Annotated in this window: 17 protein-coding genes, 1 tRNA gene and 1 other RNA gene; 15 read left to right on the top strand and 4 right to left on the bottom strand. The window is 68.1% G+C overall.

What is annotated here, in order from left to right:
• The first annotated feature begins 33 nt into the window (after positions 1-33).
• The 4 genes from ssrA (at position 34) to IT780_RS32675 (ending at position 3,146) form a co-directional block, all read left to right on the top strand.
• Positions 34-412: a transfer-messenger RNA gene (gene ssrA / locus IT780_RS32660) on the top strand.
• 195 nt (positions 413-607) lie between these two features.
• Complete coding sequence (locus IT780_RS32665; protein ID WP_199515684.1) at positions 608-1,285, top strand: NADPH-dependent F420 reductase; 678 nt, start codon at positions 608-610, stop codon at positions 1,283-1,285.
• A 208-nt stretch (positions 1,286-1,493) separates the two neighbouring features.
• Entirely contained in the window at positions 1,494-1,676 is a 183-nt protein-coding gene (locus IT780_RS32670; RefSeq protein WP_199515685.1) for a hypothetical protein, read from the top strand.
• A 99-nt stretch (positions 1,677-1,775) separates the two neighbouring features.
• Positions 1,776-3,146, top strand: coding sequence for an alpha/beta hydrolase (locus tag IT780_RS32675; RefSeq protein ID WP_199515686.1), 1,371 nt, complete (start codon positions 1,776-1,778; stop codon positions 3,144-3,146).
• Between the two features lie 61 nt (positions 3,147-3,207).
• On the opposite strand, the gene IT780_RS43285 is transcribed toward IT780_RS32675, so the two are convergent.
• The gene (locus IT780_RS43285; RefSeq protein ID WP_199515687.1) at positions 3,208-4,851 is read right to left on the bottom strand and encodes a collagen-like domain-containing protein; all 1,644 of its coding nucleotides are present in this window, start codon (positions 4,849-4,851) and stop codon (positions 3,208-3,210) included.
• 272 nt (positions 4,852-5,123) lie between these two features.
• Between IT780_RS43285 and IT780_RS43290 the strand changes: the two genes are divergently transcribed.
• From IT780_RS43290 to IT780_RS32695, 3 genes are all read left to right on the top strand, one after another.
• On the top strand, positions 5,124-5,945 hold the full coding sequence (locus tag IT780_RS43290) for a helix-turn-helix domain-containing protein (protein WP_199515688.1): 822 nt from the start codon (positions 5,124-5,126) through the stop codon (positions 5,943-5,945).
• Positions 5,946-6,039: 94 nt separating this feature from the next.
• Positions 6,040-6,777 carry an SDR family oxidoreductase gene (locus tag IT780_RS32690; RefSeq protein WP_199515689.1) on the top strand — a complete coding sequence of 246 codons (738 nt, stop codon included), beginning with the start codon at positions 6,040-6,042 and terminating at the stop codon, positions 6,775-6,777.
• A 13-nt stretch (positions 6,778-6,790) separates the two neighbouring features.
• A complete protein-coding gene (locus IT780_RS32695; protein ID WP_199515690.1) occupies positions 6,791-7,687 on the top strand; it encodes an SDR family oxidoreductase in 897 nt (298 codons plus the stop codon).
• Here the strand turns inward: IT780_RS32695 and IT780_RS32700 are convergent.
• The gene (locus tag IT780_RS32700; protein WP_199515691.1) at positions 7,684-8,490 is read right to left on the bottom strand and encodes an S-methyl-5'-thioadenosine phosphorylase; all 807 of its coding nucleotides are present in this window, start codon (positions 8,488-8,490) and stop codon (positions 7,684-7,686) included. The genes IT780_RS32695 and IT780_RS32700 overlap by 4 nt on opposite strands.
• Before the next feature lie 112 nt (positions 8,491-8,602).
• Between IT780_RS32700 and IT780_RS32705 the strand changes: the two genes are divergently transcribed.
• The 5 genes from IT780_RS32705 to IT780_RS32725 all read left to right on the top strand — a co-directional run bounded on the left by IT780_RS32705 (position 8,603) and on the right by IT780_RS32725 (position 13,983).
• Complete coding sequence (locus IT780_RS32705; RefSeq protein WP_199515692.1) at positions 8,603-9,151, top strand: YqgE/AlgH family protein; 549 nt, start codon at positions 8,603-8,605, stop codon at positions 9,149-9,151.
• A gap of 76 nt (positions 9,152-9,227) precedes the next feature.
• Positions 9,228-9,300, top strand: a tRNA-Ala gene (locus tag IT780_RS32710).
• Positions 9,301-9,824: 524 nt separating this feature from the next.
• Positions 9,825-10,121, top strand: a complete 297-nt coding sequence (locus tag IT780_RS32715) for a helix-turn-helix domain-containing protein (protein ID WP_199515693.1) — start codon at positions 9,825-9,827, stop codon at positions 10,119-10,121.
• Between the two features lie 226 nt (positions 10,122-10,347).
• Positions 10,348-12,789 (top strand): phage/plasmid primase, P4 family, encoded by a 2,442-nt coding sequence (locus IT780_RS32720; RefSeq protein ID WP_233413906.1) that lies wholly within the window; start codon positions 10,348-10,350, stop codon positions 12,787-12,789.
• Positions 12,790-13,038: 249 nt separating this feature from the next.
• Positions 13,039-13,983, top strand: a complete 945-nt coding sequence (locus IT780_RS32725; RefSeq protein WP_199515695.1) for an MBL fold metallo-hydrolase — start codon at positions 13,039-13,041, stop codon at positions 13,981-13,983.
• Here the strand turns inward: IT780_RS32725 and IT780_RS32730 are convergent, their stop codons facing one another.
• Entirely contained in the window at positions 13,984-14,844 is an 861-nt protein-coding gene (locus IT780_RS32730; RefSeq protein ID WP_199515696.1) for a helix-turn-helix transcriptional regulator, read from the bottom strand.
• A 333-nt stretch (positions 14,845-15,177) separates the two neighbouring features.
• On the opposite strand from IT780_RS32730, the gene fabG reads away from it, so the two are divergent.
• Together fabG and IT780_RS32740 are read left to right on the top strand one after the other, a co-directional pair.
• Complete coding sequence (gene fabG / locus IT780_RS32735; RefSeq protein WP_199515697.1) at positions 15,178-15,882, top strand: 3-oxoacyl-ACP reductase FabG; 705 nt, start codon at positions 15,178-15,180, stop codon at positions 15,880-15,882.
• Entirely contained in the window at positions 15,857-16,342 is a 486-nt protein-coding gene (locus IT780_RS32740) for a helix-turn-helix domain-containing protein (RefSeq protein WP_199515698.1), read from the top strand. The genes fabG and IT780_RS32740 overlap by 26 nt, the downstream gene beginning before the upstream one ends.
• A gap of 80 nt (positions 16,343-16,422) precedes the next feature.
• On the opposite strand, the gene IT780_RS32745 is transcribed toward IT780_RS32740, so the two are convergent.
• Positions 16,423-17,094, bottom strand: coding sequence for a hypothetical protein (locus tag IT780_RS32745; RefSeq protein ID WP_199515699.1), 672 nt, complete (start codon positions 17,092-17,094; stop codon positions 16,423-16,425).
• Between the two features lie 472 nt (positions 17,095-17,566).
• On the opposite strand from IT780_RS32745, the gene IT780_RS32750 reads away from it, so the two are divergent.
• Positions 17,567-18,253 (top strand): hypothetical protein, encoded by a 687-nt coding sequence (locus IT780_RS32750; protein ID WP_199515700.1) that lies wholly within the window; start codon positions 17,567-17,569, stop codon positions 18,251-18,253.
• Positions 18,254-18,261 lie beyond the last annotated feature (8 nt).

The raw sequence follows: 18,261 nt of genomic DNA on the forward strand, positions 1-18,261 counted from the left end.
TGTACGGCTGGCGCACACGCGGCAGCCCTACGAGGGGGTGACTGGTTTCGACTTCGTACGTGGAGACAGGGGAAGCGAGCCGAGGAAGCCGACGTCGTCTCGAGAATCGGTCGTCGGAAACCAATAAGCGCCAAGGATAACTCCCGCGCTGACTTCGCTCTTGCCGCCTGAGGTAAGTAGCAAGTCTGTCGGACTGAGCACACCTCCGGCTCAGATCTCCGGCATCAGCTAGGAGGTTGGCCAACCGGTCCCGGTCGCGGGGACCGCACGGCGAGATCAATCAGCGACTGGGCCCGTCACACCAACTCGCTCACGTGATTGGTGGGGCCGAGTAGAGGCACAGTGAGCTGCGCTCGGAGAAGCCCTGACGAAGCAACGAAGGACCCGGGTTCGATTCCCGGCACCTCCACGGCTGACGGCCCCTTGTTCGCGGACTGCGCGAACCGGGGGCCGTTCCGTATTCCGCTCCGGGGCCGAGCCCCCGGACGCCCCGCGGTGCGGTGGTTGCGCTGCGTGCGTCGGTCGCGCTCGCCCTGAGGTGGTGTGCCGCCGGTCACGGTGTGCTGTCGATCGGAATCGGCCGGGGAGTGCAGAAGTTCTCGCTGGCATGACGACGATCGGACTCATCGGCAGTGGCAACATCGGCAGCACGGTGGCGAGGCTGGCGGTCGCCGCCGGTCATGACGTGGTGCTGAGCAATTCGCGGGGCCCCGAGAGCCTGCAGGACCTGGTGTCCGAGCTGGGGCCGAAGGCGCGCGCCGCAACCGCTGCGGAGGCGGCCGCGTCCGGCGACGTCGTGGTGGTGACCGTGCCGCTGCGGGCGTACCGGGAGGTTCCGGTGGCTCCCCTCGCGGGCAAGGTTGTCATCGACACCAATAACTACTACCCGGAGCGCGACGGCGTCTTCGCCGAGCTGGAGGACGGCTCCAGCACCACCGGTGAGCTGCTGCAGGAACATCTCCCGGAAGCCCACGTGGTGAAGGGATTCAATAACATCTGGTTCGGGCACCTGCAGTCCCTGGCGCGACCGGCGGGCAGCGCGGACCGGTCCGCGCTGCCGATCGCGGGGGACGACGCTGCGGCCAAGAAGGCGGTCTCCGACCTCCTCGACAGCCTCGGCTTCGACACCGTGGACGTCGGCCCGCTCGCCGAGAACTGGCGCACCCAGAGAGACACTCCGGTGTACGTGACTCCCTACGGTGCTTTCGGCGAGCTTCCCGGCACGCCGGCGAGCGCGCAGGTCGTACGTGAGGCAGTCGCCGCGGCGAAGCCCGTCGCAGGCTGAACCTGTTCCGACCTGGGTCCCAGGTAGAGCGTTGTTCGGCGAGCGGGCTCGCAGCTGTCGTATCCAATCCTCCGGGTTCGACTAGAGCACCACGAGCGGCAGGGCCGTGTGTCCACGGAAAGCGCGGACCGCGGCCCCTCGTCATGTCTGCGCCGGGGGCCGAGGGCCCCGAAGCCCCGAGGCGCGGTGGACCGAGATCGTCGACAACGTGTCGATCTACGCCTACCTGGACGAAGACCTGGTGGTCCTCTTCGAGTTCGGGCGCGATGACCACCCCGTCCCGGAGGACCTGGGCGAGGTCTTCGCCGCCCGCCTCCCGCCGGAGAGATTCCTGGCCATTGTCGAGGAAGCGACCGACCTGTTGGACGCTGACGGCGCTGCCCCGAGGTAGGGCTGGCATGACCTTGGACAGGGTGGCTCGCCGGATTTATCCGCGGTTGCCGGTTCCCGATGCTGGTGCGGTCCCTTCTTCGCCAGCGGCAGGAGCATCATGATCCGTCAAGGAAAGCTGATCGCGGTGGCCGCGGTCGCCGTCTCACTTGCGGCGGTCACCGGCATCGCGTACGCGCAATCCGACAGCTTGTGGTGGGAGCCGTGCCCGGACGGCGGCGCGCCGCTCGAATGCGCGTCTGTGGCTGTGCCGATGGACTGGCGGCAGCCCGGCGGGCCCACCGTCGCTCTCAAGGTCGCGCGGTTGCCGGCCACGGGAAAGCGGATGGGCGCCGTGTTCGCCAACCCCGGCGGGCCGGGGAAGTCCGGCGTACGGTCGCTGCCCGCCATGGCCCGCAAGTTCGGGGCCGAGGTGCGCGAGTCGTACGACATCGTCTCCTGGGATCCGCGCGGGGTCGGCGACTCGGCACCGCTGAGCTGTCCACCCGCGGCCGACGCCGAGTTCGCCCGGCTCGGGGTCCCGGACTCGGTCGCTGAGCGGGTGCGGTACGAGCACGTGACGGCGCGCTGGGCCCGGGATTGCCGCGCGCAATCGGGGCCGCTGTTCGACCACGTCGACACGCTCACCGACGCGCGGGACCTGGACCGCCTGCGGGAGCTGCTGGGCGAGCCGAAGCTGAACTACGCCGGCTTCTCTTACGGGAGCCGCATCGGCCTTTTCTACGCCGACCTGTTCACGGGCCGCGTCGGGCGCATGGTCCTTGATTCGGTGGTGGATCCCACCAGCGACGAGGCGGACTTCGTCGCCGGGCAGGCACGCGCCGCCGAGCAGGCGTTCACGGACTACCAGGCGAGCTGCTCGAGCCGTGCCGGCTGCCCACTGAGCGACATGACCGTGAACCAGGCGCGCGCGTGGCTCGCGCCGCTGTTGCGGCAGGATGCCGAGCTGAACGGTCTGCTGCCGAACATCCTGCGCCAGCCCGCCACCTGGCCGTCGCTCGACGAGCTGCTCGGCGAGCTCCGTGCCGGTGAGTATCAGCCCGGCGGGGGAGCGGACGGCAGCGAGGTGGCCACCCACGCGGTGAACTGCCTCGACCTGCCCGATCACCGCGCCCCGGCGCAGATCATGGCGGAGGCGCGGCGGGCCGCTACCCGGTACCCGCTCTTCGGCCGGATGATGGCCGGCAGCGTCGTGTGCACCGAGTGGCCGGTCCCGACGGCCTACCACCCGCACCGGATCACCGCCCGCGGATCGTCGCCCATCCTGGTCGTCGGTACCACCCATGACACCGCCACGCCTTACGAATGGGCGGTCTCGGCGGCGCGGTCGCTGATGGCGGGGCGGCTTTTGACCGTACGGGGTACCGGGCATGTCGCGTACGGGACCAACGCCTGCGCGACCGGCCTGCTGGACCGGTACCTGATGACCGGTGCGCTGCCGGCCGCCGGAACGGTCTGCCCGTCGGCGTAGCAACAGGCGATGCGGTACCGGCTAGTGAGCCGGTACCGCATCGCCAGTCGTGTTCGGAGGGTCAGCTGACCGTGGCGCAGATGGCGTACGCGGTCACGGAACCCGAACCGGCGCGGTTGGTGACGGTCCAAGCGGACGGCGACGAGGGGTAGCTGGCGCCGATCGTGGCGCTGTTGGAGCTGTTCACGCCGCCGCCGATCACCTTCTTGCCGCTCGGGCAGGTGGCCGTGGAGGAGCTGTTGCCGGCCGAGGCCGTCACGAGCTGCCAGCCACTGACGCCATCGGTGCCGTTGTCGCCCTTGGAGCCGTTGTCGCCCTTCGGACCGGCCGGGCCGGTGTCACCCTTCGCGCCAGTGTCGCCCTTCGGGCCGGTGTCGCCCTTCGGGCCGGTGTCACCCTTGTCGCCTTGCGGGCCCGCGGCGCCGGTGTCGCCCTTCTCGCCCTGCGGACCCAGGGGGCCGGTCTCGCCCTGGGGGCCCATCGGGCCGATTTCGCCCTGGGGACCGGTGGCGCCGGTCTCACCCTGCGGGCCCATCGCGCCGGGGTTGCCCTGCGGGCCCATCGGGCCGGTCTCACCCTGGGCGCCGGTGGCGCCCTTCTCGCCCTGGGCTCCCGTGTCGCCCTTGTCGCCGGGCAGACCCTGCTGGCCTTGCGGGCCCATCGGACCCTGCGGGCCCACGGCACCCTGCGCGCCGACGAGGCCGGCCAGGAACTCGGTCACGGTGCCGTCGGCGTTGCCGTCGAGGGAGCGCCACACCTCGAAGGCCGACGCGCCGGTTGCGCCGGTGTCGCCCTTCTCGCCCTGGACCCCGGTCGCTCCGGTCGCCCCGGTCGCCCCGGTGGCGCCGGTCGCGCCGGTGTCGCCCTTCTCGCCCTGGGCGCCGGTGGCCCCGGTCTCGCCCCTCGCGCCCTGGGCGCCGGTTGCGCCGGTTGCGCCCTTGTCACCCTGGGCGCCGGTGGCGCCTACCAGGGACAGGAGGAAGTCGTCGAGGGTGCCGGTGTGGGACTGGCTCCAGAGTTCGTATGCGGACTTGCCGTCGAAGCCCTGTGCGCCCGTGGCACCGGTTTCGCCCTGGGCTCCGACGAGGGACGCCAGGAAGTCGTCGACCGTGCCGGCGTGGCCGTTGGCCAGCCAGAGCTGGTAGGCCGAGAGGCCGTCCGCCCCGCGTTCGCCCACCAGCGATGCCAGGAAGTCACCGACCGTGCCGCTGTTGCCGTTCTGCAGCCACAGCTCGAAGGCGGAAAGGCCATCCATGCCGGTGGCGCCGGTGGCGCCGGTCGCCCCGGTTGCGCCAGTGGCCCCAGTCGCCCCGGTTGCGCCAGTGGCCCCGGTCGCGCCGGTCGCGCCGGTCGCGCCAGTCGCGCCGGTCGCGCCAGTCGCGCCGGTCGCGCCCCGTGCGCCGGTGGCGCCGGGGAGGCCCTGGATGCCGGGTACGCCCTGGAGGCCTCGGGGGCCCGTCGCTCCGGTCTGGCCCTGGGGGCCCACTCGGTTCCAGGTGATGAGGGTTTCGGCCGACGTGCAGCGGCGGCCGGCGGTGTAGTCGATGACGCGTACCGCGCCGGTCTTCTTGTTGGCGCAGGCGTAGATGGTGTTCGACGGCGTCGCGTCGAAGGTGCCGGCTGCGGCTGCTGCCGCGGCGGATCCGAGGACCAGCGCCGACACCGAGAGGGCGGCGATGCCGATGCGCTTCTTCGAGGGGTTCATGGGGGCCTTCCTCGGGGCGGAGGGGGGTGCGTACGTCCGGGTGACGGGACCTTCGAACCGGGACGCCATCACAGTAAGTAGTGAAATGTCCGGCGGGGAAGCGCTCCGTAATCGATATGGCTATACGGTTGGTCCGGTTCGCCGGTATAGGTCGTATAAATCGGGCCACCAAGCCGGAAACGGGATAGAATCGGAGCAGCGCCTTCGCTCTATGTGACGCAGGGTGGTGTCGGCCGCCGCACTTTCCGTGCGGAGTGGGTCATGCTGGCGGGGTGGACGTTCCCGGGCGACTGCCCTCACGGCTGCTGGCGGCGAGCGACTCGCTGGGCTGGCGGCACGTCCGCGCCGCCCGGTACGCCGACCCGGCCGAGACCGAGCCCTTCCTCACGCGGTCCGACAAGCTGCTGCTCGTTCTCGTGACCAGCGGGCGCTACCGGATCGAGAGCCGGCGCGGGGTCTCGTGGCGGGCCGCCTCGTACCGGCCCGGGTCGGTCGGGATCACCGCTCCCGGCAACGCCAGCGTGCTGCGGTGGCGTGCGGCGTCGTCCGAGCCGATGGAGTCACTGCACCTCCACCTCGATCCCGGCGCTGCGGGTGGGGCGGCCTTCCCCGACGCGCTCACGCTGCATGACGCGTACGTGGTGGCGTCGGCGCGGGTGTTGTCGGAGGCGCTGAGCGTCCAGGCGCCCGCCCTGTACGCCGACTCGGTGGCTCAGGGGCTGACCGTTCACCTCGCGCACCGGTTCGGGAAGCCCGTACGGCAGCCGGCGCCGGCAGCCCTCAGCGATCGGGAGGTGGGGCGGGTCGTCGAGTACATGCGGGCCCACCTCGGTGACGACGTCAGCCTCGATGCGCTGGCCGGGGTGGCCCGGGTCAGCAAGTTCCACTTCCTGCGCGCCTTCGCCGCGGCGACGGGGGTTACGCCGTACCGGTATCTGCGGCGGTTGCGGCTGGAGGTGGCCGCCGGGATGTTGCGGCGTACGGCCGATCCCGTGGCGCGGATCGCCCTGCTGTGCGGGTATCGCAGCAGCGGGCAGTTCGCGCGGGCGTTCCGGGCCGAGTACGGCGTGCCGCCGCACCTCTTCCGGCGCTGATCTTCGCAATACCCGGCGCGGATCCCGCAACGACGGGAGCTCCGCCGGCCCGGTCCGCGGGCACCTTGGAGGCATCACATCCAAGGAGGTACGCATGACCAGCCCAACACCGCGCGTCGCGGTCGTCACCGGTGGATCCGGGGGGATCGGGCGCGCCGTCGCGGAACGGCTCGCGGCCGACGGCATGAGCGTCGTCGTGCACTACGCGGGCAACGCCGACCGCGCCGACGAGGTGGTCAAGGCGATCGCCGGGCGGGGCGGCTCCGCCACCGCCGCCCGGGCCGACGTCGCCGAGCCCGACCAGGTGCAGGCGCTTTTCGACGGTACGGAGGAACAGTTCGGCGGCGTCGACGTGGTCGTCAACACCGCGGGGATCATGCTGCTGTCCCCGCTCGCCGAGCTGGACCTCGCCGACCTGGACCGGATGCACCGCACCAACATCCGCGGCACGTTCGTGGTCAGCCGGGAGGCGGCGAAGCGGTTGCGGAGCGGCGGGGCGCTCATCAACTTCTCGTCGAGCGTGGTCAAGCTCGCGTTGCCGGCGTACACCGCGTACGCCGCCACCAAGGCCGCCGTGGACGCGCTGACCCCCATCCTCGCCAAGGAGCTGCGCGGCCGGGACATCACGGTCAACGCCGTCGCTCCCGGGCCCACCGCCACGCCGCTGTTCCTCGACGGCAAGGACCAGCAGACCGTCGACCACCTGGCCGGGCTCGCCCCGCTGGAACGGCTCGGCACCCCCGGGGACATCGCGGAGACCGTCGCGTTCCTCGCCGGCCCGGCGCGCTGGGTCAACGGGCAGACCATCTACGCCAACGGCGGCGTCATCTGAGAGGGGAAGACCCATGAGCAAGATCGTTGTCGTCACCGGGGCGTCCAGCGGGTTCGGCGCCATGACCGCCCGCGCGCTGGCCGGGGCCGGGCACACCGTGTACGCCGGCATCCGGGACATCGCCGGCCGCAACGCTCAGGCCGCGGCCGACCTGGAGGAACAGGCGGGTGCTGAGGGCGTACGAATGAAGGCTCTGGAGATGGACGTGGCCGACCAGGCCTCGGTAGACGCGGCCGTCGACCGGATCGTCTCCGAGGCGGGACGCCTCGACGTCGTGGTGCACAACGCCGGGCACATGACGCTCGGTCCCGTCGAGGCGTTCACCGTCGAGCAGATCGCGAGCATCTACGACACCAACGTACTCTCCACCCAGCGCGTGAACCGGGCGGCGTTGCCGCACCTGCGCCGGCAGCGGGACGGGCTGCTGGTCTGGGTGGGCTCGAGCAGCGCCCGCGGCGGCACCCCGCCGTACCTCGGGCCGTATTTCGCGGCGAAGGCCGCCGAGGACTCGCTGGCCGTGAGCATCGCCGCCGAGGTGGCCCGCTTCGGCATCGACACCTCGATCATCGTGCCGGGCTCGTTCACCACCGGTACGAACCACTACGCGCACGCCGGGCACCCCGAGGACACCGCCGTCGTCCGCGAATACGACGAGCTCTACGCCGGCGTCATGGACGACCTGCTGAAGCGGCAGGCGGCGCTGACCCCACCGGACGCCGACCCGGCCGAGGTCGCCCGGCAGATCGTCCGCGTGGTCGACCTGCCGAGGGGCAGGCGGCCGTTCCGGGTGTACATCGACCCGGCCCAGGACGGCGCCGAGGAGGTCTTCCGCGTCGGCGACCGGATCCGGCGCGAGTTCTACCGGGCCGTGGGCTACGAGGACCTGCTCGGGCCGACCGCCCGCAGTTAGGGAAGCTCCAGCGGGAGCTTGATGCCGTCGAGGGCGCTCCTGCACGGGCAGGAGCGCTCCCGGGGCAGCCTGGTCACCGCGTCCAGCAGCACCTCGCGGAGCCTCGCCGTGTTGTCCGCGAAGACCTTGAACACCTCTTCGTGGGTCACCCCGTGGTCGCCCTCGACGCCCGCGTCCAGGTCCGTCACGAGCGCGATGGCCGTGTAGCAGAGGGCCAGCTCGCGGGCGAGTACCGCTTCCGGGTGACCCGTCATGTTGACGATTGTCCCGCCGATCGACGTGAACCAGCGCGACTCCGCCCGCGTCGAGAACCGCGGCCCTTCGACCACCACCATCGTGCCGCCGTCCACCGGGCCCACCGGCTCACCGGCCGCCAGCACCGCCCGCCGCCCGTCCGGGCAGTACGGGTCCGCGAACGACACGTGCACCGCGCCGGTGTCGTAGAACGTCTGCTCGCGGCCGCTCGTCCGGTCGATCAGCTGGTCCGGCACGACGAACGTGCCAGGCCCCAGCTCAGGCCGCAGGCCACCGACCGCGCAGGGCGCGATGATCTGGCGTACGCCCAGGGAGCGCAACGCCCACAGGTTGGCCCGGTAGGGGATCCGGTGCGGCGGGAAACGATGGTCGCGGCCGTGCCGCGGCAGGAAAGCCACCCGCCGCCCGCCCACCTCGGCGAGGGTGATCCGGTCCGAGGGAGCACCGTACGGCGTGGACACCTCGCGCTCCGTCGCGCCGTCGAGAAGCGCGTACAGCCCGGATCCGCCGATGACGCCGATCTCCGCCTCAAGGGGTCGCTCGTTCATGCGCAGACCTTATCGGTGGCGGGAACCGCAAGCTAATGTCCAAGCATGGCGCGAAGGCGAGGCGGTTGTGTTCAGTGAAGAGCAGCGCATCGGAGGTCGATCGGTGGAGTCGATGACCGGTCAACTGCTGGTCGCGACACCGACCCTCAAAGATCCCAACTTCGACCGTACGGTCGTGCTGCTCGTCGCCCACGAAACCGGGGGAGCGCTGGGCGTGGTGCTCAACCGCGCCACCGAGGTGCCGGTCGCGGAGGTCCTCGGCGACTGGGGAGCGCTCGCCGGCGACCCGGCCGTGCTCTTCGAGGGCGGACCGGTCCAGCCGGAGTCCGCCATCTGCCTGGCCCGTACCCGCCCCGAGGTCAAGAAGCGCGTCACCGGCTTTCACCAGGTCGCAGGCTCCCTCGGCACGGTCGACCTGTCGGCCGACCCGGACCGGCTGCGCGAGAGCGTGGCGGGGATCAGGGTGTTCGCCGGATATTCGGGATGGTCGCCGGGGCAGCTCGAGGACGAGATCGCGTCGGGCTCCTGGTTCGTCTTCGACGCGCTGCCGGGGGATCCGTTCGTGAGCCGTCCGGACGACCTCTGGGCGATGGTGCTCCGCAGGCAGGGGGACATCCTGGCCGCGGTGGCCCACTTCCCGCCCGACGTGTCGCTGAACTGAAGGTCGGGGTCCCTGCGGGTGGGCGGCGGCGGGGTGTGTACTATTTCCTTCGTGCCCGGGCGACCGGACATGGCAAGGGGCTGTGGCGCAGCTGGTAGCGCACCACACTGGCAGTGTGGGGGTCAGGGGTTCGAGTCCCCTCAGCTCCACCCCATTTGAGCAGGAAAAACGCACCGTCCAACTCTCCAAGTTGGACGGTGCTGATTTTTTTTGCGCACACATGTGCACACCTAATGATCTTGAGGTGCGGTACGTGCCTTGCCGCCGCAGAGCCGGAATGTACTGCCTAAACCGACCCTGAGCTGCGGAAACGTCCCATAATCAGGATTCTTGGCCGTCGTTTGAGCCTCCAGGTGGGGCTGTCTGAATCTTGGGCGGCAGTGTCCCAAATCACATTTAGCTCTTACGGGAACTTCGACCTCAAGGGCCTCCCGCCGGCTGTCGCGGAGCCGCCCAGGGGGCGGCCGCTCATCCTCAACGAGACAGCCTCGGACAGCGGCAGTCAGGGCCTCCGTGGCTGTCTCCGGCCTCTCGCGTCGGCAAGGCTTGGAAGAGCCAGCAGCGACCTTCCTCGAGGCTCCGACTGGCAACCGCAGAAACCTTCGTAACGGCCCGCAGCCCTACGGCCGGCCTACGGCTACACCACGGGGCGTTCATACGACGGGAGGAACGAATGCCAGAGCAGGATGCCCAGCAACCGCAGCGCCGGGACGCCGACGAGGAGCTCTACTTCTCCGTAGAGCAGGTGGCCGCCCAGTTGAAGGTCTCAGCACGATGGCTCGCTGATCAGTGCCGTGACGGCCGAGTCGAGCACGTGCACCTCGCAAGGAAGCGCAAGTTCACTCCTGCGCAGGTTCGGAAGCTCCTCGACAGCCACACGGTCAAGCCTGCGGAGGTTCGAGAGCAAGAACGCGGTCATGAGCGGGCGGTGCAACGCGTGCGTCGGGAACGCGCGCGACAGCGCCGCTAGAACTCCTAATACGCGAGTGATTGGCATCGGGAAGCGCCTGACTCCCACAAGAATTTCTGTGGGGGTCGCCCCTCCCAGGCCGCAATAAAACTGCGGCCTGGCTCCCAAGGAGCCTATCTCAGCGGCGACTACGCCGCCAGCGGCCCGACAGCTCGGAATCGTCGTTGCGCGCAAGCAACTCAATGGGGACTAAGTGAATAGCACACCAGATACCCTCTCGGCAGCAATGGCATGGTTCGATGTCGGCTGCACTGTAATTCCCATCCGCGCAGATGGGAGCAAGGCTCCTCTCGTCCCGTGGCGAAGCTATATGCGCACGCCGCCAGATCGAAGACAAGTCGATAAATGGTTTACGGGCAACCCGCCTGGAATCGCGATAGTGTGCGGCAGTGCCTCTTTGGGACTTGAGATGCTTGAGCTCGAAGGCCGTGCAGTCGACGAGGGCTTGGGGCAGGCGCTGATTGAGCTTCTTGCTGAAGCTGGCCTGGCCGATCTATGGAAGCAACTAACGTCCAACGGTTATTGGGAGAGGTCGCCGACCGGAGGAGTTCATATCCTCTATAGGATTACCGATGCCGCAGTCGACAGGAATCTCAAGCTGGCGCGGCGACCCGCGACCGAGTACGAGCTTTCGATTGATGCGACCGACAAAGTCAAGACTCTTGCCGAAACCCGAGGCGAAGGTGGCTACACCATCGTCGCTCCGTCCCACGGAACCGTGCATGAAACACGCCGCCCGTGGGTGGCCCTGAGCGGATCAACGCCAGCGCGCATTCCCGCCATCAGCGCGACTGAACGGGCAGCGTTGTTGGATGCGGTGAGAGCGCTTGACGAAATGCCGCCCCCGCTGTCTGTCGCCCCGCATCGTCCGCCTGCGCCGTCAACTGGACTCGACGTCACCCCAGGTGATGACTTCGAGCGGCGCATGGACTGGAGCGACTTGTTGGTGCCGGCTGGGTGGACGCTTGTACACACGGTGGGACGTACGCGGTATTGGCGACGCCCAGGCAAGAGCGCGGGAGTTTCGGCAACGACGGGTCGCGCTGATGACCGCGATCGGCTTTTTGTGTTCAGCAGCAGCACGGTGTTTGAGACGGAAACGCCGCTGACGAAGTTTCATGTCTTTGCGGTGCTGCACCATGGCGGGGACCATCGCGCTGCTGCTCGGGCACTGCGCCATGACGGATACGGTCGACGCCTCGATGTGCAACCGGTGCCAGATGACTCAGCTACCAGCCCGGGGGTCCAGCCGCAGGCCGCAGCGCCGGCTCGCGCCCGTGTCGCACACGAAGCGGTGTCGCCGCCGGCGGCATGGGGACCAACGGAAGACGGACTGGCTCGCGCCTTGGTGGCGCACCACGGTCACGAGCTGAGGTATTGCCCTCAGCGAGGAGCTTGGCTGTTGTGGTTGGGGCATCGGTGGGTCTGGGACGACGCGGAACGGCACCGGGAGTACGTGAGGGAGTTGGCTCGGCAGTTGCCCGGCGCTGGCGCCTGGCGTCGTTTCCGGTCTCAGGCGTTGTCTGCCGGCGGAGTGTCTGGCGTGGTGCGCCTGGCGCGTTCGGACCCTGCGGTGACCGTGTCGTTGGCCACGTTGGACGCCCGTCCTTATGAGCTGAACACTCCGGCAGGTGTGGTGAGTCTTCGGACCGGTGAGGTGGGTGCCGCGGATCCGAAGCTTCTGCACACTCGGTCAACAGCGGTCGCGCCGGACTTCGAGCAGCGATCGGAGGTTTTCGACGCCTTTCTGCATGACACCTTCGGCGAGGATGACGAGCTGGCGGGGTACGTGCAGCGGTTGATCGGCGTTTCGGCCATCGGCAGTGTGCTTGAGCAGCTGCTTCCGTTCGCGGTGGGTCCTGGAGCGAATGGTAAGTCGACGCTGTTGGAAGCGGCGATGCACGCGTTGGGTCGTGGCGATGACGGCTATGCGCGGGCAGGGTCGTCGGAGATGTTGATGGTGCGTAAGCATGCGGAGCATCCGGCGGAGCTGGCTCAGCTGTCTGGCGCACGATTGGTGGTCTGTGCGGAGCTCGACGAGGGGCAGCGTTTCGCCGAGGCGCGGGTCAAGCAGTTGACCGGCCGCGATTCGTTGTCGGCACGGTTCATGCGGCGGGATTGGTTCACGTTCGAGCCGAGCCACACCTTGTGGCTGCTTGGCAATCACCTGCCGGCAGCACGGGCCGGCGGGCCGGCGTTTTGGCGGCGGATCCGGGTGCTGCCGTTCAACCGGGTGGTGCCGCCCCAGAGGCAGGACAAGAAGCTCGGTGAGCGTCTGGCGCAGGATGCGCCCGCGATCTTGGCGTGGATCATCGCTGGGGCCACGGCATATCACCAGGGCGGACTTCGTGAGCCTGCGTCGGTGTCGTCGGCAACTGAGGCGTACGCCAGGGATCAGGACACGGTCGGTCGATTCGTCGACGAGCAGTGCCACCGCCAGCCAGGGTCGGCGGGGGTACGAACGGCCGTGAGCGTACTGCGTGATGCGTATGAGCAGTGGTGCGAGCAGCTGGGCGAGCGTCCTGTGTCGGCGAAGCGTCTTACCCAGGAGCTGCAGAGCCGGTTCGGTGTTGCCGATGCGCGGGGCGGCAAGGGGCAACGCTTTTACACCGGCATCGCGCTCCTGGACGTCGACGATCTCCAGACCGTTCTGGCCGTGGACTCATGATCCGCCGTGCTGATCGTTGCCGCGTCGGGGTGACAGGTGACAGATGTTCCGCACTTTCCCGGTTGACGGCTATCGCGCGCGGGCGCGCGGACAGGTGGTGCGCGCACGATGCCGGTCAGCTTGCAATGTCGGGCAGACCTGTCACCTGTCACCTGTTACGGGCTTGGCCGAAAGTGGACGTCTCACTGAGTCATCGTTGCCGATACGCCGGGTTGTGCCTCAGGAGGATCTTGCACCAGGATGTTCGGCATGGGGGGTCTGGAATACCGGCGAGGAATGCATCCGCTCGGCCTCGGGACGTGGGCCTACCTCAGGCCGCCAGGTACGTGGGGGTGGAGTAACTGCGGTCTGCTCGTCGCTGGCGCAGATGCGCTGCTGGTGGATACGCAGTTCGATTTGCCGTTAACGCGTGAACTTCTGGCAGCCGTCGCCGAGGTGGCGCCAGGGGTGGAGATAGGCACGGTGGTTACGACCCACGCGAACGGCGATCACTGCTGGGGCAACGAGCTTCTTCCGCGGGCGGAGGTTATCGGCTCGTCGGCTTGCGGCCACGGAATGGCGCACGAGGTGCAGCCGGCAGAGTTGGCAGCGCTGAGCGGCCCCGGGTCGCCGGCTACACCGCTCGGCGATTACATGCGCAGGCACTTCGGCGCCTTCGACTTCGAGGGCATCACGGTGACACCCCCGACGCGCACGTTCAGTGGTCAACTAGACCTGACCTTGGGAAACCGGCGGGTCGAGGTCATAGAAGTCGGGCCTGCGCACACCGACGGCGATGTGATCGTGCACGTGCCGGACGTGGGTGTCGTATTCGCCGGGGACATCTTGTTCATCGGCGGGCACCCGATTATGTGGACCGGGCCTATCAGGAACTGGATCATTGCCTGTGATCGGATCGCTGAGACCGGCGCGGACCTGATCGTTCCGGGGCACGGGCCTATCACCGATCAGGCTGGAGTTTCCGTGTTCCGCGGTTACCTTGAGTGGGTCGCCGGCTGGGCGCAGGAGGCTTACGCGGCGGGCATGCCGTACTGGGAGGCTGGCGCCCCGGAGAGGGTGCCCGCTGCGTATGCGAGGTGGGGTAACCCGGAACGGCTGGTTATCACCATGGCTGCCGCCTACCGGGAGCTGGGTGACGCTCCGCACGAGTTGCTGGATGTGCTCGCGAAGGTCGCTGCCGCCGAACCGGCATAGTCACTGGGCCCGCTCGGCCTCGTCCGGCTCGATCGGCACGAGCATCATCAGCCGGCTCGCTTGTGCACGCATCGGCGCGAAGGCGATTAGCTCGATCGGCTGCAGTCCGTTGTGCAGGGGCAGGTGCAGGTAGCGGTGGTCGCCGTCGGGGTGCGGGTAGGTGATCGGGTTCTGCTGGAAGCGCCGGGCGTCGGGGTTGACGTCCAGGATCTCTTCGATTACTGCGGCGAGCCGCTTGTTCTCCGGTTGCCGGGCCTGAGCGAACTGCATCTGGGCGAACATCTGCGGCCCCCAGTCGGTGTCCCACCTGTGACACTGCGTACGGGCTTCGGGGTAGGTGAATACCCAGCGCATGATGTTGTTCTCGTGGCCTTCGACCCAGGGGAACCAGCGGCTCATGTGCTTGTTGTAGGCGACGAGGTCCCAGGCTTCGTCGTTGACGTAGGCCGGCCAGGGTTGTGCGTCGACGAGGCGTTGGATCGTCGGGGTGGATCGCATCCTCGATTGATGGATCGTGATGGTCAACGCGTGTCCGGTGGCGAGGAAGAACAGCATGCTCTTCTCTGCCTCGTCTAGGCGGAGTGTGTAGGCCACGCGGGTGAGGAAGTCGTCGGAGTAGTTCTGCAGCACCCCCCGCTCGAGGGCGCTGTACCAGCCGACGCTGTAGCCGGTCAGCGCCGCGACGGTCTCTTTGCTTACTCGCCGGTGACGGCGCGAGCGAGGTAGCGCCGCGTGCAGGCCGGGAATCTCGTCAGGGTTGAGACGCATCCTCCAGGCGTTGACGTGGCGTGCGAGGTCATCACTGAGTTCCGGAGGAGTCTGGCGGGAGGTTGTTGTGTCGGTCGGTGGCTGAGCGGTCATCGCGCTTCCTCGGGCGTGGTCGCATGGATGCCAAAGTGTGAATGTCCTTCATGGAAAGATCGAACCTAGCAGCGTTGATCTATCGGTAAGGAGCCCTTTCCGAAAATGATCACTGCAGGTTGGCATGGACGGTGTTACGCCCGCTCCACTGCGTGACAAGCCGTCATTCCTAATTTCGGCAGTGTCACTGTGGATTTCACAGTGTGTGGGCAAACGCCGCCGCACGGTGCACGATATTGGCTTCATCACGGCGTTGCGGGCGTCCTCGATGGTCAAAGGCACTGTGACCAGCGGATCCAAGGTTCGGCCGCCACGCATGGCGGAAGGGGAATCATGGGTCGAACCGCTCTAGTTGTCGGTGGCGCGCGAGGCATCGGGCTCGCGACGGCGCACGAGCTGGTCAAGGACGGACACCGCGTTGCTGTCACTTACCGTGACTCGGCGCCGCCTCCAGACATCTTCGCCGTTCGATGTGACGTAGCCGACACTGCATCGGTCGATGAAGCCTTCGCCCGCGTTGAACGGGAACTGAGTGCCGTGGAGATCGTCGTGGTGGCGGCCGGGGTTACGCGTGACAAGCTGCTGATGCGCATGAACGACGAAGACTTCGCCGATGTTCTCGACACCAATCTGACCGGGGCGTTCCGTGTGGCCAAACGCGCCAGTCGGGCGATGGTGCGCGCTCGGTGGGGAAGGTTGATCTTCATCTCGTCGGCAGTTGCGCTTCGAGGAGAAGCCGGCCAGGCCAACTATGCGGCCTCCAAAGCGGGCCTCATCGGATTCGCTCGGTCGCTGACGCGTGAGCTCGGCAGTCGCAACATCACCGCCAACGTGGTCGCTCCTGGCTATACCGAAACGGACATGACCGCGTCGTTGACCGAAGATCAGCGCGAGCATATGCGTTCGCAGGTCCCGCTCGGCCGAGCCGCTCAGCCAGAGGAGATCGCCGCAGCAGTGTCCTACGTGGCCAGCGACAGAGCCGGCTACGTCTCCGGGGCCATCATCCCTGTCGATGGAGGAGCCGGCATGGGCCACTGAATCGTCCACTGGCGATCGGCCACATCACGGAAAGACCGACACCACCATGGGGGACGATGTGCTGAGCACCTGCGACGAACCGGCGGCGACACAGGCCGAGCACGCGGCATCGAGGTCAATCGGTTGCGCTCTGACGTCAGAAAGGGAAGGGGACGAAGCAGGAATGGTCCCGGCCAGAGCGGCCGACAACGAATCAGAGGACGATTTTACCTACGGTCGACGGCTGCGGCGGGCGCGGCTGGCCAAGCAGTGGTCTCAGCTGCAACTGGCGCATCGCATGCGCGCGATCGGCGGCCAACATCGCGGCGCCGCGACGCTGCACTCTCTGCTGATCATGATCAGTAAGTGGGAAAACGATCGCAAGCACCCCAACCAGTACAGCCTGCACCTGATCGCTGCCGCGCTCGAGATCGACGTCACCAGCCTTGGTCTGCCCGTCGATCGCGACTTCGTCTTCTAGCTGCGCGCAGACCCGCACAAGGCGCGGCCATTGGCATCGGGTGTTCGCCAGCAGGCAGCACCTGTCGACAGGTTGTCGTGCTAGCCGTCCTGCTTGACACCGCTGAAGACACCTAACGCCCAGACCAGCACGCTTGCATATGTATGTAACGCGTCCGGAAACTCCGCGAGCCGGCTCTCGCCACCGTCGTTGCCCACAGCGACGGTGGCGATGTCGTCATATGCCTCGGACGAGGCGCCCTGCATCTGGTTCGTGATCAGGTCGAGTAGATGCCGCCGAGCGTGAGTGATCACCGCGTTCTGCTCCGCGACAACTCGCGACTCGACGTCACCCTCGGTGAAACGCACGTCTGGCAAATACATCCCAGCCGCAGTTATGAGATCCGACGGCGCAATACGCTCCGACCCCGGAAGCGGCGGCGGGCCCCCAGCCGCGACCGCGACCGCCACTTGCGACGCGTACACGGCATAGACCGTACTGGCCCTGGCCAAGACGATGATCGCCTGCTCGAAGTTCTGATCGGCGAGGCGCTGGAGATCCGCGGTGACCTGTTGGAGTGGGGCGCCGACCCGACAATCAGCCCGCTGCGTCTCCAACGCGGACTCGACCTGCAGGGCGAAGGTCAGCGCCTGGTGCAGGTGAACGGCGGCATGGTTGCAGGCCGTACCCATCTCCAGCAGCGACATACGCACGTCCATCGGCAGCCGTAAGCCCATCTCGGGCTGCAACAGCTGGTGCGTTGCCAGCACCATCTGTAGCTGTCTCCCCTCTCTCAGGACCTGCGAGTGCGCGTCCACAGCAGACCTACCAGCTATTGCACGGTGCTGGTCCAGCTGCGCGGCACCGTGTCAAGAAGACCGAATGTGCAGCCAGAAGGACAGCCCCGGACAGCCCCAGTTAGCTACCCCGAACGCACGATGTCGCCCAGGGTCGAACTCGTGGCAAACGTTGGTCCGACTGTAGACGCGCACCCGCACAGATGGGGGGCACCCCCCGTCACGGGTGCATTCGTTCACGCACTCGAGGCGAGGCGGACCGCGTCGCAGCCCGCCGGTTCGCTGTTGGCCCGCGTTCCGCGTCGGCACCGCGGCGTCCTCCTGCGCCGCCTGCTCATCCTGGCCTGCCGACGCGCGGAAGCCGAAGCCCAACTCATCGCGCGCTGACTCATCCGATTGGGCTTCGCGCTCAGCCCTTCCTAGTTCGGCCCACGAAAGGTTCCCGACCATGCGCCTGCGTCACCTCCGCGTGCCGATCCCGCGTCTTTCGGCGGCGACGATGCAGGAGCTCGTCGAAATCACGGCGCAGACCGAGCTGACCGGCGCGCCCCGCGACGATAGCCAGGATCAACCCGGCACCGGTCACATCGTTGTTCCCCGGGCCCCACTCGCGGTCTTCGACGCCGCCGGGGGAAGCCCCATCGCGCGCATCCGACCGGTCTGGGCCGGCACCGAAGCATGGCTACCGGTCATTGACTGGCAACCAGGCTGGGTGCGAGTGCTGCTCCCGACGCGGCCGAACGGCGCGACCGGCTGGCTCGACGCCAGCCGAGTCACCACCGCCCGCACCCGCTACCGCATCCAACTGTCGCTGAGCGGCGGCACGCTCAGCCTGCTGCGCGGCGAGCAACGCGTCGGCGCCTGGCCGGCCAACCAGCACGCCAAGCACGACACCGTCGCTGCCGGGCGGACCTTCGTCCTGGCGAGCGTGCGTCGCGGGCCGGCAACACCACCGATGCTGCTACGTCTGGCCGTGCACCTGCACGACCGCGACGCCGGCCTGCTCACCATCCACCCCCGATCCAGCCCCGCAGGTGCAGCGGCTGCGAGCGGCGGTATCGGCGTTCCCGACGAGGCGATGGCCGCTCTGCACGTGGTGCCACCGGGATGCCTCGTGCACCTCGAGGCGCGCTGAGCCACCAC

It is taken from the genome of Nucisporomicrobium flavum, from assembly GCF_016464385.1.
Taxonomy (GTDB): domain Bacteria; phylum Actinomycetota; class Actinomycetes; order Mycobacteriales; family Micromonosporaceae; genus Actinoplanes; species Actinoplanes flavus_A.